Raw genomic sequence first — 16,808 nt, 5'->3', positions numbered from 1 at the left:
GCCATGGCGAACTTGAAGCACACGGTCGTGGTTGGCGCGTTCGCTGTTGCGGCGGTCTTGGGACAGCTGGCGGTCGCGGCCCCGGCCGAGGCCAAGCGATGCCCCTCGGGCACGGTGCAGACAAAGTTCGAGGGCGTGTGTGTGGCCGGTTCGTCCGGCGGCGGGATGGGTGCGGTGGCCCCGCCGGTGATGGCGCCGGGCACCGGAGACGCCAACATCCAGAGCCGGCCCGGCCAACTGCCCACGGTCAACGGGATTCCGTGCACCATCGAGCATTACAGCACCTGCTACGCCATGTCGCAGCAGCCGTAGCATCTGCGTCTACACCACCAGCGTCTGAGGTTGCTGCGCGCTGAGCGTGCCCGTGATGCTGTGCCAGGCCCGCGCCAGCAGGCGCACCGCATCTTCGAGTTCGGGTTCGGGCAGTGCATAAGGCAGCCGGATGAACCGCTCCAGCGTGCCGTCCACCCCGAACCGGGGGCCCGCGGGCACATCCAGGCCCAGGCGCATCGCCGCGGCCGACAATGCCGTGCTCATCGGCGCGGGCAGCTTCACCCACAGCGACATGCCCCCTCGGCCGTGGCCCGGCTGCCAGTCCGGAAGTTCACGCGCCAGCAGGGCGGTCAGGAATTGCCTTCGGGTGCACAAGATCTCGCGCCGTTCCGGTAGCACCTCGGCGTGCATGGCAAGCAGCTTCGCCGCGGCGAGTTGTTCGAGGATCGGGGTGCCGAGATCCACCGACGGCCGGATCGCGGCGATGGTGGCCAGCGTGCCGCGCTCGGCGCGAATCCAGCCGACCCGCAGGCCGCCCCAGAACGATTTCGACATCGAGCCGATGGTCAGCACCAGGTCGTTGCGGGGCACCGACGCCGCCAGCGGCTCGGGCGGCGCCTCGTCGATCCACATGTCGACGATCGACTCATCGACGATGGTGCGGGTTCGGGTGTCGGAAATGATCTGCCCCAAGCGCTTTCGCTCCATGGCGGTCATGGTGAACCCGGTGGGGTTGTGGCTGTCGGGAACGAGGTAGGCCAGGCTCGGCGCGAGTTGTCGCAGCGCGGCCTGCACGGCGTCCAGTTCCCAGCCGTCGTCGGTGAGTGCGACCGGGACGGCCCGTGCTCCCGCGGTCGAGATCGCCGACAGCGCACCGTGATAGGTCGGTTGCTCGACGAGTACCCGGTCGCCGGGCTGGGTGTGGCTGGCCAGGATCAGCCCGATCGCGTGCTGGGCGCCGCTGGTCACCATGATCTGGCTCGGATCGGTGGGTAGCCCTCTGGCGCAATATCTTTCGGCGATAGCGGTTCGCAGTGGGCCGACGCCCATCAGCTCGTGTCCGGGCTCGCGCAGGTACGGCGCGATATCGCGAGCGGCATCGGCGAACGCTTCCAGTACGGCGGTGCCGGGAGCGGACAAGGCGGCCGCAGCCAGGCTGACCGTCGGGGTGGTGACATCGGGTTCGATGTGACCGGCAGCCGGCAGGGCCGTGATGCTGCGGGCCCCGCGGCGGGCGTGCAGGTACCCGTCCTCGCGCAGCTGCGCGAAGGCCGCGGTGACCGTGGTGCGCGACACCCGCAGCGCCTCGGCCAGCGCCCGTTCGCTGGGAATGCGTGACCCGACCGGAACGCGGCCGTCCACGATGAGCAGCCGGATGGCGTCGGCCAGGCCGAGGTAGGCAGGGCCACTTTGGCTGGCAGTGCGCCAGTTGCCCAGTTCACGGGCCAGCAGGTCCACATCGAGGGTGCGTGCGGCCATATCGAAAGACATAATAAGGCCAGTATGTGCCAACTGGATATTGATGAGCAAGCCAGCTGGCCGAGATCATGGCTGCATGGCACGGAACTGGATTTCCCGATTGGCGGAGAATCTCCGCCGTCTGCACGATCCCGGCAACTACACCGAGGACCGCGATGTGGACGCCCGCCGGGTGCGTAGCGAGCTCGACGCGATTCGCGTCCGATTCCCCGACCACGCATGAGGACGGCATTCACCCGCGGTGGCCTGCTCCTGATCGGCCTGTGCGGCTACGGCGCGTCGATGGCGATGATGGTGCGCGCCGGGCTCGGACTCGATCCATGGGACGTGTTCCACCAGGGCCTCACCCGGCACAGCCCGCTGTCGCTCGGCATGGCTTCGGCCGTCGTCGGCGCCGTCGTCCTACTGGCCTGGATCCCGCTGCGGAACCGGCCCGGAATCGGGACCGTTGCCAATGTCATCGTCATCGCCGTCACCGTCGACGCCACCCTCGCGGTGCTTCCCGCGCCGGCGGCGATGCCGGTTCGTATCGCAATGATGGTCGGCGCCGTCGTGCTCAACGCCGTCAGCACCGTGCTCTACATCGGTGCCGGGCTAGGTCCCGGGCCCCGCGACGGGCTGATGACCGGACTGGTCGCCCGTACCGGATTGTCGGTGCGGCTGGTGCGCACCGCAATTGAGGCCACCGTGCTGGCCGTGGGCGCGCTGTTGGGCGGCACCATCGGGATCGGCACGGTTGTCTATGCATTCGGAATCGGGCCGCTCGTGCAGCTGTTCCTGCGGCTGACCCCGCGGTCACTGTTGTTCCACGATTTCAGTGGCGGGCATGCCCGAGCGGATCGAGAACCGGTCACTACGATGAGCGAGTGGCCTCAGGGGAACGCACCGACTCGACAATCAGCGCTGACGACGGAACCGACCCCGACCTGTTGATCGACTTCGCGCAGGTAGTCCTGCAGCGCGGCGGCAACACCCTCGTCGGACCGATCACCTGGGCCGTCGAACTCGATGAGCGTTGGGTGGTGATCGGTCCGAACGGGGCGGGCAAGACCTCCCTGCTGCGGATCGCCGCCGCCACCGAGCATCCGTCCTCGGGCACCGCCTACGTGCTCGGTGAACGACTCGGCCGCACCGACATGTCCGAGCTGCGAGCCCGTGTCGGTCTGAGCAGCTCGGCGCTGTCACAGCGGATCCCCGACCACGAGGTGGTGCGAGACCTGGTGGTGTCGGCCGGCTACGCCGTACTGGGCCGGTGGCGCGAGGACTACGAGGACGTGGACTATGCCCAGGCCATCGACATGCTGGAAAGTGTCGGTGCCGAACATCTTGCCGAGCGCACCTACGGGACGCTCTCAGAAGGCGAACGCAAACGGGTCCTGATCGCTCGGTCGCTGATGACCGACCCCGAACTCCTGCTGCTCGACGAGCCCGCGGCCGGCCTCGACCTCGGCGGCCGCGAAGAGCTGGTGGCGCGGTTGACCGATCTGGCAGCCGACCCCGATGCGCCTGCCATGGTGCTGGTCACCCATCATGTCGAGGAGATTCCGGTCGGATTCAGCCACGCGCTGATCCTGTCGGAAGGCAAGGCGGTTGCCTCGGGTCTGCTGACGGAGGTGTTGACTGCTGAGAACCTGTCCAAGGCGTTCGGTCAGTCGATCGCCCTTGACGTGATCGACGGGCGGTACTTCGCCCGGCGGACCAGGAGCCGTGCGGCTCATAGGAGGCGACAATGACCGACCCCGATCCACTGGTGCCACGACCGGCGGCCACGGTGATGCTGGTCCGCGACGCCGCTGAATCCATCGAAGTGTTCATGATGCGCAGGCACGCGGCCATGGAGTTCGTGGCCGGGGTGATGGTTTTTCCGGGCGGGGGAGTCGACGACCGCGATCGCAACGCCGACATCGCCTGGTTCGGACCCGAACCGGCCTGGTGGGCACAACGGCTCGGGGTGGACACCGGGCTGGCCGAGGCGCTGGTGTGCGCTGCGGCCCGCGAGACCTTCGAGGAGTCCGGGGTCCTGTTCGCCGGCCCCTCCAACGACCCGGACGGGATCGTCAGCGATGCCTCCGTCTACGGCGATGCACGTGCCGCCCTGGCCAACCACTCGCTGTCCTTCGCCGACTTCCTGCGGGACGAGAAACTCGTGCTGCGCGCTGACCTGCTGCGGCCGTGGGACAACTGGATCACGCCCAAAGAAGAACGAACCCGCCGCTACGACACCTTCTTCTTCGTCGGCGCCCTGCCTCAGGGCCAGCGGGCCGACGGCGAGAACACTGAAACCGACCGGGCCTTCTGGAGCACCCCGCAGGCCGGCCTCGACGACTTCGAGCAGGGCAACTCGTTCCTACTGCCGCCGACCTGGACGCAGCTGAACAGCCTCGCCGGCCGCTCGGTCGCCGACGTGCTGGCCAGCGAACGCAAGATCGTCCCCATCGAACCCAACCTCTCAGTCGGCGAGGGAAGCTGGCAGATCGAGTTCTTCGACAGCGGACGCTACAACGCGGCCAGGAACCAGCGGGCGCCTCTGGGCCGGGGGCCGGCCGAGGAATCGGTTCAGTGAACGAGTTCGTCAGCGCGATCAGCGGGGTGACGCCGGAACAGGACCGTGTCGGCACCCTGATGTTGTCGCGGCCACCGACCAACGCCCTGACCCGGCAGATGTACCGCGAGATCATCGCGGCGGCCCACGACCTGGGCGAGCGCACCGACATCTCGGCCGTCATCCTGTTCGGCGGGCATGAGATCTTCTGCGCCGGCGACGACGTTCCCGAGTTGCGCACGCTGAACGCGGGCGAGGCCGCCGCTGCGGATGAGGCGCTACGCCAGTGCATCCAAGCCGTGTCCGCCATTCCCAAGCCCACCGTGGCCGCGATCACCGGCTACGCGCTGGGCAGCGGACTGGGCCTGGCGATGGCCGCCGATTGGCGAGTCAGCGGCGACAACGTCAAGTTCGGGGCGACCGAGATCCTGGCCGGACTGGCGCCACGCGCCGGCGGAGGTGCGCGGCTGGCCGAGGTCATCGGGGCCAGCAAGGCCAAGGAGCTGGTGTTCAGCGGCCGGTTCGTCGGCGCCGAGGAGGCGTTGGAACTCGGCCTGATCGACCAGATGGTGGCGCCCGACCACGTCTACGACGAGGCACTGGCTTGGGCCCGGAGGTTCGTCGAACATCCCGTGGACGTTCTGGCGGCGGCCAAGGCCGCCGTCGACGGACTGGTGGACCGGCCCTGACGCTTGCCCCACCCCGGCCGTTAGGCTGCCCTTCATGACTGACATCAAGGATTCCGGCACGGAAGCCGATATTGCCGGCATGCCGACTCCTAACCCGCACGCCACGGCCGAGCAGGTCGAAGCCGCGATGCATGACAGCAAGCTCGCGCAGGTGCTCTACCACGACTGGGAAGCCGAGACCTACGACGAAAAGTGGTCGATCTCCTACGACCAGCGGTGTATCGACTACGCCCGCGGCCGTTTCGACGCGATCGTGCCCGAATCCGAGCAGCGTGAGCTGCCGTACGACCGGGCCCTCGAGCTGGGTTGCGGCACCGGATTCTTCTTGCTCAACCTGGTCCAATCCGGGGTGGCGCGGCGCGGCTCGGTGACCGACCTGTCCCCGGGCATGGTCAAGGTGGCCACCCGGAACGGGCAGTCACTCGGCCTGGACATCGACGGGCGGGTCGCCGACGCCGAAGGCATCCCGTACGAGGACAACACCTTCGATCTGGTGGTCGGGCACGCGGTGCTCCACCACATCCCCGACGTCGAACTCTCCCTGCGTGAGGTGGTCCGGGTGCTCAAACCCGGCGGTCGTTTCGTCTTCGCCGGTGAACCCACCACGGTCGGCAACAAGTACGCCCGCGAGCTGTCCACCCTGACCTGGCACGCCACCACCAACCTGACCAAGCTGCCCTGGCTCAGCGGCTGGCGCCGGCCCCAGGCCGAGCTGGACGAATCCTCCCGGGCCGCGGCGCTGGAAGCCGTCGTCGACCTGCACACCTTCGACCCGGCAGACCTGGAGCGGATGGCGAGCAACGCCGGTGCCGTCGAAGTACGCACCGCCAGCGAGGAGTTCAGCGCGGCGATGCTCGGCTGGCCGGTGCGCACCTTCGAGGCCGCGGTGCCCCCGGAGCGTCTGGGTTGGGGCTGGGCCAAGTTCGCGTTCAACAGCTGGACCACGCTGAGCTGGGTCGACGCCAACGTGTGGCGCCGGGTGGTGCCGAAGGGCTGGTTCTACAACGTGATGGTCACGGGGGTCAAGCCCTCCTGAACGGTGGAGTAGCGTTCGACCTCTCACACGTCGCATATCTGCGATCGGAGGCGGGAGAGCGGGCCCTGGCCCAGGTGGCCGAGCGCCGCCTCACCGGAGCCAGCCTGGTCAGCGACATCGCCGCCGTACGATCGCAATTCGGCGACCATGCCGGGATTCTGGTGGAGACCGTGCAGCTGAGGCGTCGAGCCGCGGCCAAGTTCGACGACCCGCGGCGGTGGCTGTTCACCGACGAGGCGCTGCAACAGGCCACGGCCGCACCGGTGGCCGCCCATCGGGCCCGCAGACTCGCCGGTGCCCGGGTGCACGACGCAACCTGTTCGATCGGCAGTGAGCTTGTGGCACTGCGTGATTGCACAGCCCAACTGCTCGGCAGCGACCTCGATCCGGTGCGGCTGGCAATGGCCGCGCACAACCTCGAAGAGGGCGGTACCGAGGTTCCGCTGTGCCGCGCCGACGCACTCGCGCCCGTCACCCGCGACACGGTGGTGATCATCGACCCGGCCCGGCGGTCCGGTGGACGGCGTCGCTTCGACCCGCGTGCCTACACACCGGCGCTCGATGCCGTACTGGAGCTCTACCGCGACCGGGACCTCGTGGTGAAGTGCGCTCCCGGAATCGATTTCGACGAGCTCACCAAGATGGGCTTTGCCGGAGAGATCGAGGTGACGTCGGTGGCCGGCAGCGTGCGCGAAGCGTGCCTTTGGTCACCCGGTCTGACCGAGCCCGGTGTGCGTCGGCGAGCCAGCCTGCTCGACACCGCCGAAGAGATCACCGACGCCGAACCCGACGACTGCCCCGTGGCGCCGGCCGGACGCTGGATCATCGACCCCGACGGCGCGGTGGTGCGAGCCGGACTGGTGCGTCACTATGCGGCGCGGCACGGACTGTGGCAACTCGACCCCGACATCGCCTACCTCTCCGGTGACGACTTGCCCGCCGGGGTGCGTGGTTTCGAGGTGCTCGAAGAGCTGCAATTCCAGGAGCGGCGATTGCGGGCCGCGTTGGCCGCCCGATCGGTGGGGGCGTTGGAGATCCTGGTTCGTGGCCTGGACGTGGACCCCGACGCGTTGCGGGCGCGGATGCGGCTGCGCGGGACCGAGCATCTCGCGGTGGTGATCGCACGGCTAGGCTCCGGGTCGGCCAGCCGGGCGACGGCATTCATTTGTCGCCCATCGCGATAGCGGCCACGTACCCTGAACGAAACACGCCGGTGGACCACCGGTGTGAGTTGATCGCCTGCGAGGACGACTGACGATGCGAATTTCCCCTGTGACAGCGATGCTGGCAGCCGGTGCGCTGCTGGGCTGGCTCGGCATGCCGGTGGCAGCCGGGCAGTCGGCCTGCGCCGACCTCGGCGGCACCGTCGACGGTGACCAGATCTGTCAGGTGCACACCGCCAATGCCGCCTACACACTCGACTACACGTTCCCGGTCGACTATCCCGACCAACAGGCTGTCGCCGGATACTTGATCCAGACACGCGACGGATTCGTCAACGTCTCCAGCATGCCCGGCCTGCGCGATCAGCCCTACGTCCTGGACGCCAAGGGCACCGCCTACAGCTCCGGGACCTCGGCGCGCACCCAGAGCCTGGTGTTCGAGGTCTATCAGAATGTGGGCGGTGCCCACCCGCAGACCTGGTACAAGACGTTCAACTACAACGTTGCCACTCGGGCCCCGATCACGTTCGACACCTTGTTCAAACCGGGCTCGAGGCCGTTGGACGTGGTCTTCCCGATCGTCCAGCGCGAACTGCAGAAACAGTCGGGCGTCGAGCAGGCCATCCCGCCGACCATCGGCCTCGATCCCGCGCACTACCAGAATTTCGCGATCACCGACGACGCGGTGATCTTCTTCTTCGGACAGGGCGAACTGCTGCCCGAGGCCGCCGGAGCCAGCCAGGCCAATGTTCCCCGGTCCGCCGTGGCGGCCCTGCTGGCCTGACGCGGGATCAGGCCGGCGCGAACCCGTACACCTGACCGTCGCTGGTCGCGGTGACGATCCGATGGTCCTGACCGATCGACACCCCAACCGGCCAGCCGGTGGCCTCCGGAACGGGATATGCGTTGAGGGTGTGCCCGTCGGCGGTGTCGAACACCAACAGCGTCTGGCCGTGCCCGCCCTCGCGCGCCACCGTGTAACCGACACCGCCCGCCCGGCTCGACGTGGTCAGCGGGACCACATCGTCACGGGTCCAGGCCACCTCACCGTGGTCACCGGCGTCGCGCACCGCGGTCAGCTTGGACTCCGGCCCGCCTCCGGCCACGATCAGCCCGTCCGGGGACACCGAGGGTGGCGTCTGGGCCAGATAGTTCAGCGGCACGGACCACTTGGGTGACCCGTCGGCAGCATTGAGTGCCCACAGCTTCTGGTCGCGGCCGTTGACGTACACCGTCGAGCCGTCGGCGGACAACACCGGGCTGGCCAGCGGCCCGCGGCCCACGGCGTCGCTGGTCCACTCCTGCGTCAGCGGCGTGTCCTCGCCGGGGTGGTAACGCAAACCCGTCAGCACCGGTGCCTCGGCTCCTGGCTGCCACACACTGACCACGACGATGCGGGCCTGATGCGAGAATGCGGGCGCAGCTGCCACCGGGCACCGCGACCGGGCAGGCTGGCAGTCGTCCAGACCGCGCTGCGAATCGGTCGGATCCACGCCGGAAACCAGATCCAGCGGGGTGCCGTCGACCGTGCCGCGGTGCCCGTCGAACACCAGGACCTGGCCGAGATGCGTGACCACCAGCAGCTGGCCGTCATCGAGAATCCGGGGTGTGGTCGGCATGCCGATCACCGGCTGACGCCAACGGACCCACTGCGTGGGCGGGAAGGACAGGATCGTGCCGGGCTGCCCGACGTAGACGTTGTCGAACCCGTCGAACAAGGGACCCGACCAGCCGCCGCCCAGCACCAGGCGGGTGCACCAGCGTTGGCGGGCGTTGTTGTCGGCTTCCCACACCATCAGCGAACAGCCCCCGGCGGTCTGTGCGTTGGCCGCAAGCCGGTTGTCCGCGCTCAGCGCCACCTGGGCACCCAGCTCACCCTTGACCGACCGGCTCCACTCCAGCCGCAGCGCCTCGGGGCCGTGGATTCGGCTGTAGCTGCTGTTGGCGGCGTCTCCGTACTGTGCCGACCAGCCTTGTGCCGCGTGCGCGTCCACCCACGAATCGGTGTTCTCGCATCCGGCGAGCAGGCCTGTGAACAGCACCGCGACCGCCAGTGCAAGGTATCGCCGGAACACGATGTCCTTTCGTCGCCGAACACGCGGGGCGCTCGTATTTGTGACCCAGGTGAGGGTAACCGTTCCGGCTGGGGAACCGGCGCACAGTGACCCGCCACAGGTGCGGCGTAACGGAGCACAGCGACCCGAATACCCGTCGAACGCCCTCGCGTAGGCTGTCCGGCCATGACGACGATGTGGGGCGCTCCGATTCACAAGCGCTGGCGTGGCTCCCGGCTGCGTGATCCGCGCCAGGCCGACTTCTTGACGAGAGCGTCGCTGAAATGGGTCATCGACAATCGCGCCTACACCCCGTGGTACCTGGTGCGTTATTGGCGGCTGCTGAAGTTCAAACTGGCGAACCCGCACATCATCACCCGCGGCATGGTCTTCCTCGGCAAGGGCGTGGAGATCCAGTGCACCCCCGAACTGGCGCAGATGGAGATCGGCCGCTGGGTGCACATCGGCGACAAGAACACCATCCGCTGCCACGAGGGTTCGCTGCGCATCGGTGACAAGGTGGTGCTGGGCCGCGACAACGTGATCAACACCTACCTCGACATCGAGCTCGGCGACTCCGCGCTGATGGCCGACTGGTGCTACGTGTGCGATTTCGACCACAAGATGGACAACATCGAATTGCCGATCAAGGACCAGGGCATCGTCAAGGGCCCGGTGCGCATCGGCCCCGACACCTGGATCGCCGCCAAGGTCACCATCCTGCGCAACACCTCGATCGGCCGTGGCTGCGTGCTGGGGGCCCACGCCGTAGTCAAGGGGGAGATCCCCGATTTCTCGATCGCCGTCGGGGCGCCGGCCAAGGTGGTCAAGAATCGCAAGCTGGATTGGGAGACCTCGGCAACCGAGCGCGCCGAACTCGCCGCCGCGCTGGCCGACATCGAGCGCAAGAAGGCGGCGAACAGCAACTGACGGGCGGCTCAGGCCCCGTTGCACACCCCGGAGTCGCGGATCGTGTTCCCGTAGACATTGGCGGTGGCGACGTTGGCGTTGATGACCCCCGCCGGCTGCTGCTTGGCGATCTTGTCGCTGATCTGGGTCAGCTGATACCACAGGTGATAGATCGAATCGCCGTTGTACAGCGGTGAATACTGGCTCTGATCCGGGTAATTCGTGATGTACAGGGTGTGGGCGCGAGGATCCAGGAACGCCGCCGACTGATCGACGTTGGCCCGCACGGCGTCGCCGGCGGCCTGCACGCCGGGCGCGGTCCAATAGTCATGCTGCTCACCCAGGAAATGCTGGAAGCCCACGATCTGACTGATCAACGTCCCGTACTGCGCGTTGAACCACTGGCAGGACTCGCGCTGAGCGTCGATCTGCTCGGGCGTGACGCGCACCTGCCACAGGTTGTAGGGGAACACCGTGTAGTTCGGCGACCAGTCTGACGGATGGGGCACGAAAGCGGGCAGCGTGGGGGCGGTGCCGTTGGGTTCGGCGACCGACGGGGCCGCCAGGCCGAGTGCGAGCGTTGCGCCGACGAATGCGGCGCAGGCCGTCCGCACTCCGAGTCTCCAAGTTCGAGTCACGACTCGATTGTGCTTGCCGGCCACCGTGGGCGACAGCGGATCGGTCATTCTCGCCACGCGTTCGGCTGGATCAGCGGTCGGGCAGGGCATGCTCGACGATCGGCCGGCGCGGGTGTGGTTCGCGTTCGGCACGTTTGGCAGCCAGATAGACCTGACTGGTCTCGGCGGCCACGGTGTGCCAGTCGAAATCGGCGCTGAGCCGCTCGCGGGCCGCGACCGCCCGGCGCTGGGCCGCCTCGGGGTCGTCCAGCACGGCCCGCACCGCCGCCGCCAGTCCCACCACATCTCGCGGCGCGAACGACATCCCGGTCTGGCCGTCGATCACCGCCTCACCCAGGCCGCCCACGTTGGACGTCACCAGTGGCGTGCCGGTGGCCGCGGCCTCCAGCGCCACGATGCCGAAGGGCTCGTAGTGGCTGGGCAGCACCGCGGCGTCCGCAGCCTGCAGGGCACCCAGCAGCTCCTCGTGCCCCAGCCGTCCGACGAACCGGGTTGCCTTGAACACCTTGTGCTTTCGGGCCTGGTCGACAAGCCACTGCTGCTGAGTTCCGTCGCCGGCGATCGTCAGGGTGGTGCCGGGATGTGCGCGGCGGATGCGAGGCAGGGCCGCGATCGCGTCGTGCACGCCTTTCTCGTATTCCAGCCGGCCGACGTAGAGCAACTCGGGCGGGCCCTGGCGTACCTGCCGTGGGGCGAACGGCCAGAGATCGGCGTCGATCCCGTTGCGGATCACCCTGATCTCGGACAGATCGGGGCCGAACAGCTTGGTGATCTCGTCGTTCATCGAAGCCGAACATGTGATCAGCGAATCGGACTCGCGCACCAGCCACGACTCCACGGCATGGACCTGGCGGCTGATCGGACCGGAAACCCAGCCCGAATGCCGACCCGCTTCGGTCGCATGGATCGTGGAAACCAGTGGTACATCGAAGTATTCGGCCAGTGCGATGGCAGGGTGGGCAACCAGCCAGTCGTGGGCGTGGACGAGGTCGGGCACCCAGCGGTCGCCCGAATTGTCTTTGACGGCAAGGCCGGTGCGCACCATGGCGTGCCCCATGGCCAGGGTCCAGGCCATCATGTCGGTGCCGAACTCGAACTCGTGCGGATCCTGCGCCGCGGCCACCACCCGGACGCCCTCGCTCACCTCGTCGGTGGACGGGTGGGTGCTCGGGTCGGTGTCGGTGGGCCTGCGGCTGAGGACCACGATCTCGTGGCCTGCTTCGGCGAGCGCGGTGGCCAGGTGGTGCACGTGTCTGCCCAGACCGCCGACGACGACGGGTGGGTACTCCCATGACACCATCAGGATCTTCATGACTGCGTGCTTTCATGCCGGTGCGAGTGTGCGGACAAAGCTGAGGCTTGGCGGGGTCTGGAGCGGCAGATACGCACGCTCGTGCTGATGGTCATTTTGGCAGACGCCGGGCGTCGAGGGCACCGAACAGTCCGTCGGCCTTGTTCCAGCCGTCGGCGAGCCGTTCGGCATGGTCGCGCCGGCCGGCGGCCAGCGCGTCGGATATCTCGCGGGTGGCGTGGGCGTGCAGGTGAGCGCGGTAGCGCGCGTAGTCGGCGGCCGAATCCTTGCTCACCATGAACGGCCAGTCGCTGGACACGGTCAACAGCGTCTCCCGCAGGATCTGATCGGCCACTCGGTCGCGCGGGGTCGGTGCACCCACCGCGGCGTGCTGGGTGAGCGCCTTGTCCACGGTGCTCAGGGCGCCGTCGACCACTTCGCTGTTCAGCTGGACCAGATCGGCGACCTTCTCGCCGTTCCAGACCTGCCAGTTCTTGCCCGAACCCCATGAGCTGGGCGGCAATTCGACCGGGTCGCCGATGAATCCGCCGGCCTTGGCATCTGCCAGCGTGCCCACCCGTACGCCGGCTGCCGGCAAGGCGCGCAGGACCCGGCCGAGCCATTCCGGGCCCTCGTACCACCAGTGCCCGAACAGTTCGGTGTCGAATGCGGCCACCACGTGTGCCGGGCGGCCGATCCGCTCGCTCTCACTGATCAGCCGGCGCCGGACCACCTCGACGAAGTCGGCGACATGCTCGTCGATCGCCCGGTCGGCGCGCTGCGGATCGTAAGGCGCCTTCTCCTCGGACGGGACATTGCGGCCGGTGACCCGGGCCGGCTTGAGGCCCGTGGTGTGGTCATAGGTGTGGAAATCCCGGTAGGCGGCATGGCCGGGGTAGCCGGACTTGGGCGACCAGACGCGGTAGCTGACCTGCAGATCACGTCCGAACGCCACCACATCGGACTGACCGACCGGCCGGCCGAGCGCGGTGTCGCCGTGCAGCGAGGGGCCGTCCACCATGAAGTGTCCGACACCGGCCGCGGCGTAACCGGTCTCCATACCCGGCGCATACGCACATTCGGGTGCCCAGATGCCGACGGGTGTGTGCGCGAACCGCTGCTGTGCGTCGGCCAGGCCTTCGCGCAACGCGAATTCACGCAGTCGCGGGTTCAGCAGCGGCTGGAACGGGTGGGACAGCGGGCCGCCCAGTAGTTCGATGGTCTCGGCGTCGATCAGCTGGCGCAACAGTCCGCTGCCACCGTGCCGCCAATGTGTGGTGAACTCCTCGATGGCCTGGCCGGCCTCGGCATATTCGCGAATGCCGAACTGCCGCAACCCTTCCGGCTCGCGCAGCGTCGTCGCCTCCTGGGCGCGCAGCTGCCAGTTGGCCAACCAGTGGTGCATGCCCGTCAGGCAGTAGGGGTCATCGAGCTGTGCGGTGACCACCGGAGTCATCCCGAGGGTGATCAGGTGGCGGCGATCCTCGGCCGCCAGGCCGCGCAGCACCCGCATCAACGGCAGGTAGGCCGCGGCCCAGGACTGGTAGAGCCACTCCTCGCCGACCGGCCAGCGGCCGTGATGGGCCAGCCAGGGCAGGTGGGTGTGCAGGACGAGCGTGAACAACCCGGGAGCCGGATCGCCGGCGACATCGAGCCGGGTTACCCGTTCGGGCTCGGGATTCGAGGTCACGGCCGCACCGCGATCGCGACCAGATCGAGGCTGTCATCAATGTTCCGGTTGTTGGGCCCGCCGGCTTCTTCGAGGTCGAAGTCGTCGACGCTCACCGCGGCCACATCGGCGAGCAGCTGCTCGGGCCATGCCGCACCGGCCACGGCGCGCTGCACCTGCGCCTCGATGATCGAACCGCCGTGCCGGGCGTCGAGCTTGGCGAGTCCGTCGCCGTGAAACACCCCGAGCATCGACTCGACGGTGAATCCGGCGTCGTTCAGCAGCTCGGTCAGCTCGGCGGCGTTGAGCTCGCGGGTGTGGAACGGGTTGAGCGGGGTGTCGCGACCGGGGGAGAAGGTGATCCGGTTGGGCGTGGATACCAGGAACACGCCGCCGGAACGCAGCACACGGAAGCATTCGGAGACGAATTGACCCTGATCCCACAGGTGTTCGATGACCTGGAAGTTGACCACGACGTCGACCGACTCGTCCTCCAGTGGCAGCTCGGCGAGGTTGCCGTGCCGGATGTCCACCCTCGGGTAGCGGGCCCGCACGTGCGCGACAGTGGCCTCGTCGTAGTCCAGTGCGATCACCTTGCGGGCCACGTCGGCGATCAAATCGGCGCCGTAGCCTTCGCCGCAGCCGGCCTCCAGGACGTCTCGGTCGACGCACCGGCCGGTCAACCGCTGGTACACCACCTCATGCCGGCGGAACCAGTAATTCTCCTCGGCCAGGCCTGGGATGGTCCGCTCGCCGGTCAGGGGTAGGGCGTGATCCGGGTCGCCAACGAATGCGCTCATTGGAAGGCAGGCTAACCCAGCCTTGCCCAGGTTGAAGGGGTCGGTGGCCAATCAACCAACGGCTCCCATACCTCAGGGGTGTGGTAGGGGAGGCCGGAATACAAACTCCGACCAGCTATGGTGTTCCTGCGAACCATCAAAAGTTACCGACCGGTAACATGATGCTAGTTGCCTAGAACGTGATATGAGCCCGGGCCACCGGTCTCATCGAGGAGGACGAACCAGAGTCATGACGAACATCGTGGTCCTGATCAAACAGGTCCCAGACACTTGGTCGGAGCGCAAGCTGTCCGACGGCGATTTCACCCTCGACCGTGAGGCTGCCGACGCCGTGCTCGACGAGATCAACGAACGCGCCGTGGAAGAGGCGCTGTTGATCAAGGAGCGTGAGGGCGGAGACAGCACCGTCACCGTGCTGACCGCCGGCCCGGAGCGCGCCACCGAGGCGATCCGCAAGGCGCTGTCCATGGGTGCCGACAAGGCTGTGCACCTCAAGGACGACGGCATGCACGGCTCCGACGTGGTCCAGACGGGCTGGGCGCTGGCCCGCGCGCTGGGCACCATCGAGGGCACCGAGCTGGTAATCGCCGGTAACGAGGCCACCGACGGCGTCGGCGGCGCAGTCCCGGCCGTGATCGCCGAGTACCTGGGCCTGCCGCAGCTCACCCATGTGCGCAAGCTGACCGTCGACGGCGGCAAGGTCACCGCCGAGCGTGAGACCGACGAGGGTGTGTTCACCCTCGAGGCAACGCTTCCGGCCGTGGTCAGCGTCAACGAGAAGATCAACGAGCCCCGCTTCCCCTCCTTCAAGGGCATCATGGCCGCCAAGAAGAAGGAAGTCACCGTGCTCACCCTCGCCGAGATCGGCGTGGAAGCCGATGAGGTCGGCGTTGCCAATGCCGGTTCCAAGGTGCTGTCTTCGACCCCGAAGCCGCCGAAGACCGCCGGTGAGAAGGTGACCGACGAAGGCGAAGGCGGTACCAAGATCGCCGAGTACCTGGTCGCCCAAAAGTTGATCTAGCAGCTCATTCCGAACTTCCACTTCCGAAAGACGTAACGAGAACTCATGGCTGAAGTACTTGTGCTCGTTGAGCACTCCGAAGGCGCGTTGAAGAAAGTCAGCGCCGAGCTCATTACCGCCGCCCGCGCCCTGGGTGAGCCTTCCGCAGTTGTGGTGGGCAAGCCGGGCACCGCGGCTGCGCTGACCGACGGCCTGAAGGCCGCCGGTGCGGCCAAGATCTACGTCGCCGAGTCCGACGACGCAGAGAACTACCTGCTCACCCCCGTCGTCGACGTGCTGGCCGGGCTGGCCGAGTCGGCTGCCCCCGCTGGCGTCGTCCTCGCCGCCACCGCTGACGGCAAGGAAATCGCCGCCCGCCTGGCTGCGCGCATCGGCTCGGGTCTGCTGGTCGACGTGGTCGAGGTCCGCGAAGGCGCCGTGGGTGTCCACAGCATCTTCGGTGGTGCCTTCACCGTCGAGGCCCAGGTCACCAGTGACACCCCGGTGATCACGGTGCGTCCGGGCTCCATCGAGGCCACCCCGGCCGACGGTGCCGGCGAGGTCGTCAACGTCGAGGTCCCGGCTCAGGCCGAGAACGCGACCAAGATCACCAAGCGCGAGCCCGCCGTCGCCGGTGACCGCCCCGAGCTCACCGAGGCCAGCGTCGTGGTCGCCGGTGGCCGTGGTGTCGGCAGCGCCGAGAGCTTCTCGGTGGTCGAGGAGCTGGCCGACTCGCTGGGCGGCGCCGTCGGTGCTTCCCGCGCCGCGGTCGACTCGGGTTACTACCCGGGCCAGTTCCAGGTCGGTCAGACCGGTAAGACCGTGTCGCCGCAGCTGTACATCGCCCTGGGCATCTCCGGCGCGATCCAGCACCGTGCCGGCATGCAGACGTCCAAGACGATCATCGCGGTGAACAAGGACGAGGAAGCTCCGATCTTCGAGATCGCCGACCTCGGCATCGTCGGTGACCTGTTCAAGGTCAGCCCGCAGCTGACCGAGGCGGTCAAGGCCCGCAAGGGATAGATCGCCCACGGCGTCAACAACGCGTCAACACAAACCCCGGTGCCCGGTGCACCGGGGTTTGTGCTGTGTGGGGCGGGATGCGGCGAAACCGGGCCCACGACATGCGCCGAGTGTCACGCTAATGGGGAGGGAACGGCGGATCTTCGAGCGGTGTGGCGTGGTTGGGAGGACGCTGTTTAACCGAGCCGCCGGCCGGTGAGCGTTGAGTTACGCCGAAGCGATGGTCGACTTCTAACTCCAGA

At 67.8% G+C, this 16,808-nt stretch carries 18 protein-coding genes; 12 read left to right on the top strand and 6 right to left on the bottom strand.

The window, feature by feature from the left end; translation table 11 throughout:
- Nucleotides 1-3: 3 nt before the first annotated feature.
- Nucleotides 4-312, top strand: a complete 309-nt coding sequence (locus E0T84_RS18800; protein ID WP_070188905.1) for a hypothetical protein — start codon at nucleotides 4-6, stop codon at nucleotides 310-312.
- Between the two features lie 9 nt (nucleotides 313-321).
- On the opposite strand, the gene E0T84_RS18795 is transcribed toward E0T84_RS18800, so the two are convergent.
- Nucleotides 322-1,764, bottom strand: a complete 1,443-nt coding sequence (locus tag E0T84_RS18795) for a PLP-dependent aminotransferase family protein (RefSeq protein ID WP_070945235.1) — start codon at nucleotides 1,762-1,764, stop codon at nucleotides 322-324.
- Between the two features lie 64 nt (nucleotides 1,765-1,828).
- Here E0T84_RS18795 and E0T84_RS31865 point away from each other — a divergent pair, with 64 nt between their 5' ends.
- The 8 genes from E0T84_RS31865 to E0T84_RS18760 all read left to right on the top strand — a co-directional run bounded on the left by E0T84_RS31865 (nucleotide 1,829) and on the right by E0T84_RS18760 (nucleotide 7,966).
- Nucleotides 1,829-1,975 (top strand): hypothetical protein, encoded by a 147-nt coding sequence (locus E0T84_RS31865; protein WP_165617782.1) that lies wholly within the window; start codon nucleotides 1,829-1,831, stop codon nucleotides 1,973-1,975.
- Nucleotides 1,972-2,685 (top strand): YitT family protein, encoded by a 714-nt coding sequence (locus E0T84_RS18790; protein ID WP_138745192.1) that lies wholly within the window; start codon nucleotides 1,972-1,974, stop codon nucleotides 2,683-2,685. The genes E0T84_RS31865 and E0T84_RS18790 overlap by 4 nt, the downstream gene beginning before the upstream one ends.
- Complete coding sequence (locus tag E0T84_RS18785) at nucleotides 2,649-3,485, top strand: ABC transporter ATP-binding protein (protein WP_138745230.1); 837 nt, start codon at nucleotides 2,649-2,651, stop codon at nucleotides 3,483-3,485. The genes E0T84_RS18790 and E0T84_RS18785 overlap by 37 nt, the downstream gene beginning before the upstream one ends.
- Entirely contained in the window at nucleotides 3,482-4,315 is an 834-nt protein-coding gene (locus E0T84_RS18780) for an NUDIX hydrolase (RefSeq protein ID WP_138745191.1), read from the top strand. Before E0T84_RS18785 ends, E0T84_RS18780 begins: the two co-directional genes overlap by 4 nt.
- Nucleotides 4,312-4,983: an enoyl-CoA hydratase gene (locus tag E0T84_RS18775; RefSeq protein ID WP_070945237.1), complete on the top strand. Its 672-nt coding sequence runs from the start codon at nucleotides 4,312-4,314 to the stop codon at nucleotides 4,981-4,983. The genes E0T84_RS18780 and E0T84_RS18775 overlap by 4 nt, the downstream gene beginning before the upstream one ends.
- Nucleotides 4,984-5,062: 79 nt before the next feature.
- Nucleotides 5,063-6,019 (top strand): class I SAM-dependent methyltransferase, encoded by a 957-nt coding sequence (locus E0T84_RS18770; RefSeq protein WP_171055085.1) that lies wholly within the window; start codon nucleotides 5,063-5,065, stop codon nucleotides 6,017-6,019.
- Nucleotides 5,953-7,203, top strand: a complete 1,251-nt coding sequence (locus E0T84_RS18765; RefSeq protein ID WP_171055082.1) for a class I SAM-dependent methyltransferase — start codon at nucleotides 5,953-5,955, stop codon at nucleotides 7,201-7,203. The genes E0T84_RS18770 and E0T84_RS18765 overlap by 67 nt, the downstream gene beginning before the upstream one ends.
- A 73-nt stretch (nucleotides 7,204-7,276) precedes the next feature.
- Nucleotides 7,277-7,966, top strand: coding sequence for an esterase (locus E0T84_RS18760; RefSeq protein ID WP_138745190.1), 690 nt, complete (start codon nucleotides 7,277-7,279; stop codon nucleotides 7,964-7,966).
- A gap of 7 nt (nucleotides 7,967-7,973) precedes the next feature.
- Here the strand turns inward: E0T84_RS18760 and E0T84_RS18755 are convergent, their stop codons facing one another.
- Complete coding sequence (locus E0T84_RS18755; RefSeq protein WP_138745189.1) at nucleotides 7,974-9,257, bottom strand: PQQ-binding-like beta-propeller repeat protein; 1,284 nt, start codon at nucleotides 9,255-9,257, stop codon at nucleotides 7,974-7,976.
- A gap of 165 nt (nucleotides 9,258-9,422) precedes the next feature.
- On the opposite strand from E0T84_RS18755, the gene E0T84_RS18750 reads away from it, so the two are divergent.
- Entirely contained in the window at nucleotides 9,423-10,166 is a 744-nt protein-coding gene (locus E0T84_RS18750) for an acyltransferase (RefSeq protein ID WP_070188913.1), read from the top strand.
- An 8-nt stretch (nucleotides 10,167-10,174) separates the two neighbouring features.
- Here the strand turns inward: E0T84_RS18750 and E0T84_RS18745 are convergent, their stop codons facing one another.
- The 4 genes from E0T84_RS18745 to E0T84_RS18730 form a co-directional block, all read right to left on the bottom strand.
- Complete coding sequence (locus E0T84_RS18745) at nucleotides 10,175-10,759, bottom strand: hypothetical protein (RefSeq protein WP_070188992.1); 585 nt, start codon at nucleotides 10,757-10,759, stop codon at nucleotides 10,175-10,177.
- 94 nt (nucleotides 10,760-10,853) lie between these two features.
- Complete coding sequence (locus E0T84_RS18740) at nucleotides 10,854-12,095, bottom strand: glycosyltransferase family 4 protein (RefSeq protein ID WP_138745188.1); 1,242 nt, start codon at nucleotides 12,093-12,095, stop codon at nucleotides 10,854-10,856.
- A 91-nt stretch (nucleotides 12,096-12,186) separates the two neighbouring features.
- The gene (locus E0T84_RS18735; RefSeq protein ID WP_138745187.1) at nucleotides 12,187-13,764 is read right to left on the bottom strand and encodes a glycoside hydrolase family 57 protein; all 1,578 of its coding nucleotides are present in this window, start codon (nucleotides 13,762-13,764) and stop codon (nucleotides 12,187-12,189) included.
- Entirely contained in the window at nucleotides 13,761-14,543 is a 783-nt protein-coding gene (locus tag E0T84_RS18730) for a bifunctional 2-polyprenyl-6-hydroxyphenol methylase/3-demethylubiquinol 3-O-methyltransferase UbiG (protein ID WP_138745186.1), read from the bottom strand. Before E0T84_RS18730 ends, E0T84_RS18735 begins: the two co-directional genes overlap by 4 nt.
- Nucleotides 14,544-14,772: 229 nt before the next feature.
- On the opposite strand from E0T84_RS18730, the gene E0T84_RS18725 reads away from it, so the two are divergent.
- Both E0T84_RS18725 and E0T84_RS18720 read left to right on the top strand, forming a co-directional pair.
- Nucleotides 14,773-15,564 (top strand): electron transfer flavoprotein subunit beta/FixA family protein, encoded by a 792-nt coding sequence (locus tag E0T84_RS18725; RefSeq protein WP_070188917.1) that lies wholly within the window; start codon nucleotides 14,773-14,775, stop codon nucleotides 15,562-15,564.
- Nucleotides 15,565-15,609: 45 nt separating this feature from the next.
- Nucleotides 15,610-16,566, top strand: coding sequence for an electron transfer flavoprotein subunit alpha/FixB family protein (locus E0T84_RS18720; RefSeq protein WP_070188918.1), 957 nt, complete (start codon nucleotides 15,610-15,612; stop codon nucleotides 16,564-16,566).
- Nucleotides 16,567-16,808 lie beyond the last annotated feature (242 nt).

It is taken from the genome of Mycobacterium sp. DBP42 (assembly GCF_005924235.1).
Lineage (GTDB): Bacteria > Actinomycetota > Actinomycetes > Mycobacteriales > Mycobacteriaceae > Mycobacterium > Mycobacterium syngnathidarum.
Note: the sequence above shows the minus strand (reverse complement) of the source record. Positions and strands in the feature narration are given on the sequence as shown.

What these genes read in the sequence shown, in the direction of transcription:
- E0T84_RS18800 (WP_070188905.1), top strand. Translation starts at nt 4, where the DNA reads ATGGCGAACTTGAAGCACACGGTCGTGGTTGGCGCGTTCGCTGTTGCG.
- E0T84_RS18795 (WP_070945235.1), bottom strand. Translation starts at nt 1,764, where the DNA reads ATGTCTTTCGATATGGCCGCACGCACCCTCGATGTGGACCTGCTGGCC.
- E0T84_RS31865 (WP_165617782.1), top strand. Translation starts at nt 1,829, where the DNA reads ATGGCACGGAACTGGATTTCCCGATTGGCGGAGAATCTCCGCCGTCTG.
- E0T84_RS18790 (WP_138745192.1), top strand. Translation starts at nt 1,972, where the DNA reads ATGAGGACGGCATTCACCCGCGGTGGCCTGCTCCTGATCGGCCTGTGC.
- E0T84_RS18780 (WP_138745191.1), top strand. Translation starts at nt 3,482, where the DNA reads ATGACCGACCCCGATCCACTGGTGCCACGACCGGCGGCCACGGTGATG.
- E0T84_RS18770 (WP_171055085.1), top strand. Translation starts at nt 5,063, where the DNA reads ATGCCGACTCCTAACCCGCACGCCACGGCCGAGCAGGTCGAAGCCGCG.
- E0T84_RS18760 (WP_138745190.1), top strand. Translation starts at nt 7,277, where the DNA reads ATGCGAATTTCCCCTGTGACAGCGATGCTGGCAGCCGGTGCGCTGCTG.
- E0T84_RS18750 (WP_070188913.1), top strand. Translation starts at nt 9,423, where the DNA reads ATGACGACGATGTGGGGCGCTCCGATTCACAAGCGCTGGCGTGGCTCC.
- E0T84_RS18740 (WP_138745188.1), bottom strand. Translation starts at nt 12,095, where the DNA reads ATGAAGATCCTGATGGTGTCATGGGAGTACCCACCCGTCGTCGTCGGC.
- E0T84_RS18730 (WP_138745186.1), bottom strand. Translation starts at nt 14,543, where the DNA reads ATGAGCGCATTCGTTGGCGACCCGGATCACGCCCTACCCCTGACCGGC.
- E0T84_RS18725 (WP_070188917.1), top strand. Translation starts at nt 14,773, where the DNA reads ATGACGAACATCGTGGTCCTGATCAAACAGGTCCCAGACACTTGGTCG.
- E0T84_RS18720 (WP_070188918.1), top strand. Translation starts at nt 15,610, where the DNA reads ATGGCTGAAGTACTTGTGCTCGTTGAGCACTCCGAAGGCGCGTTGAAG.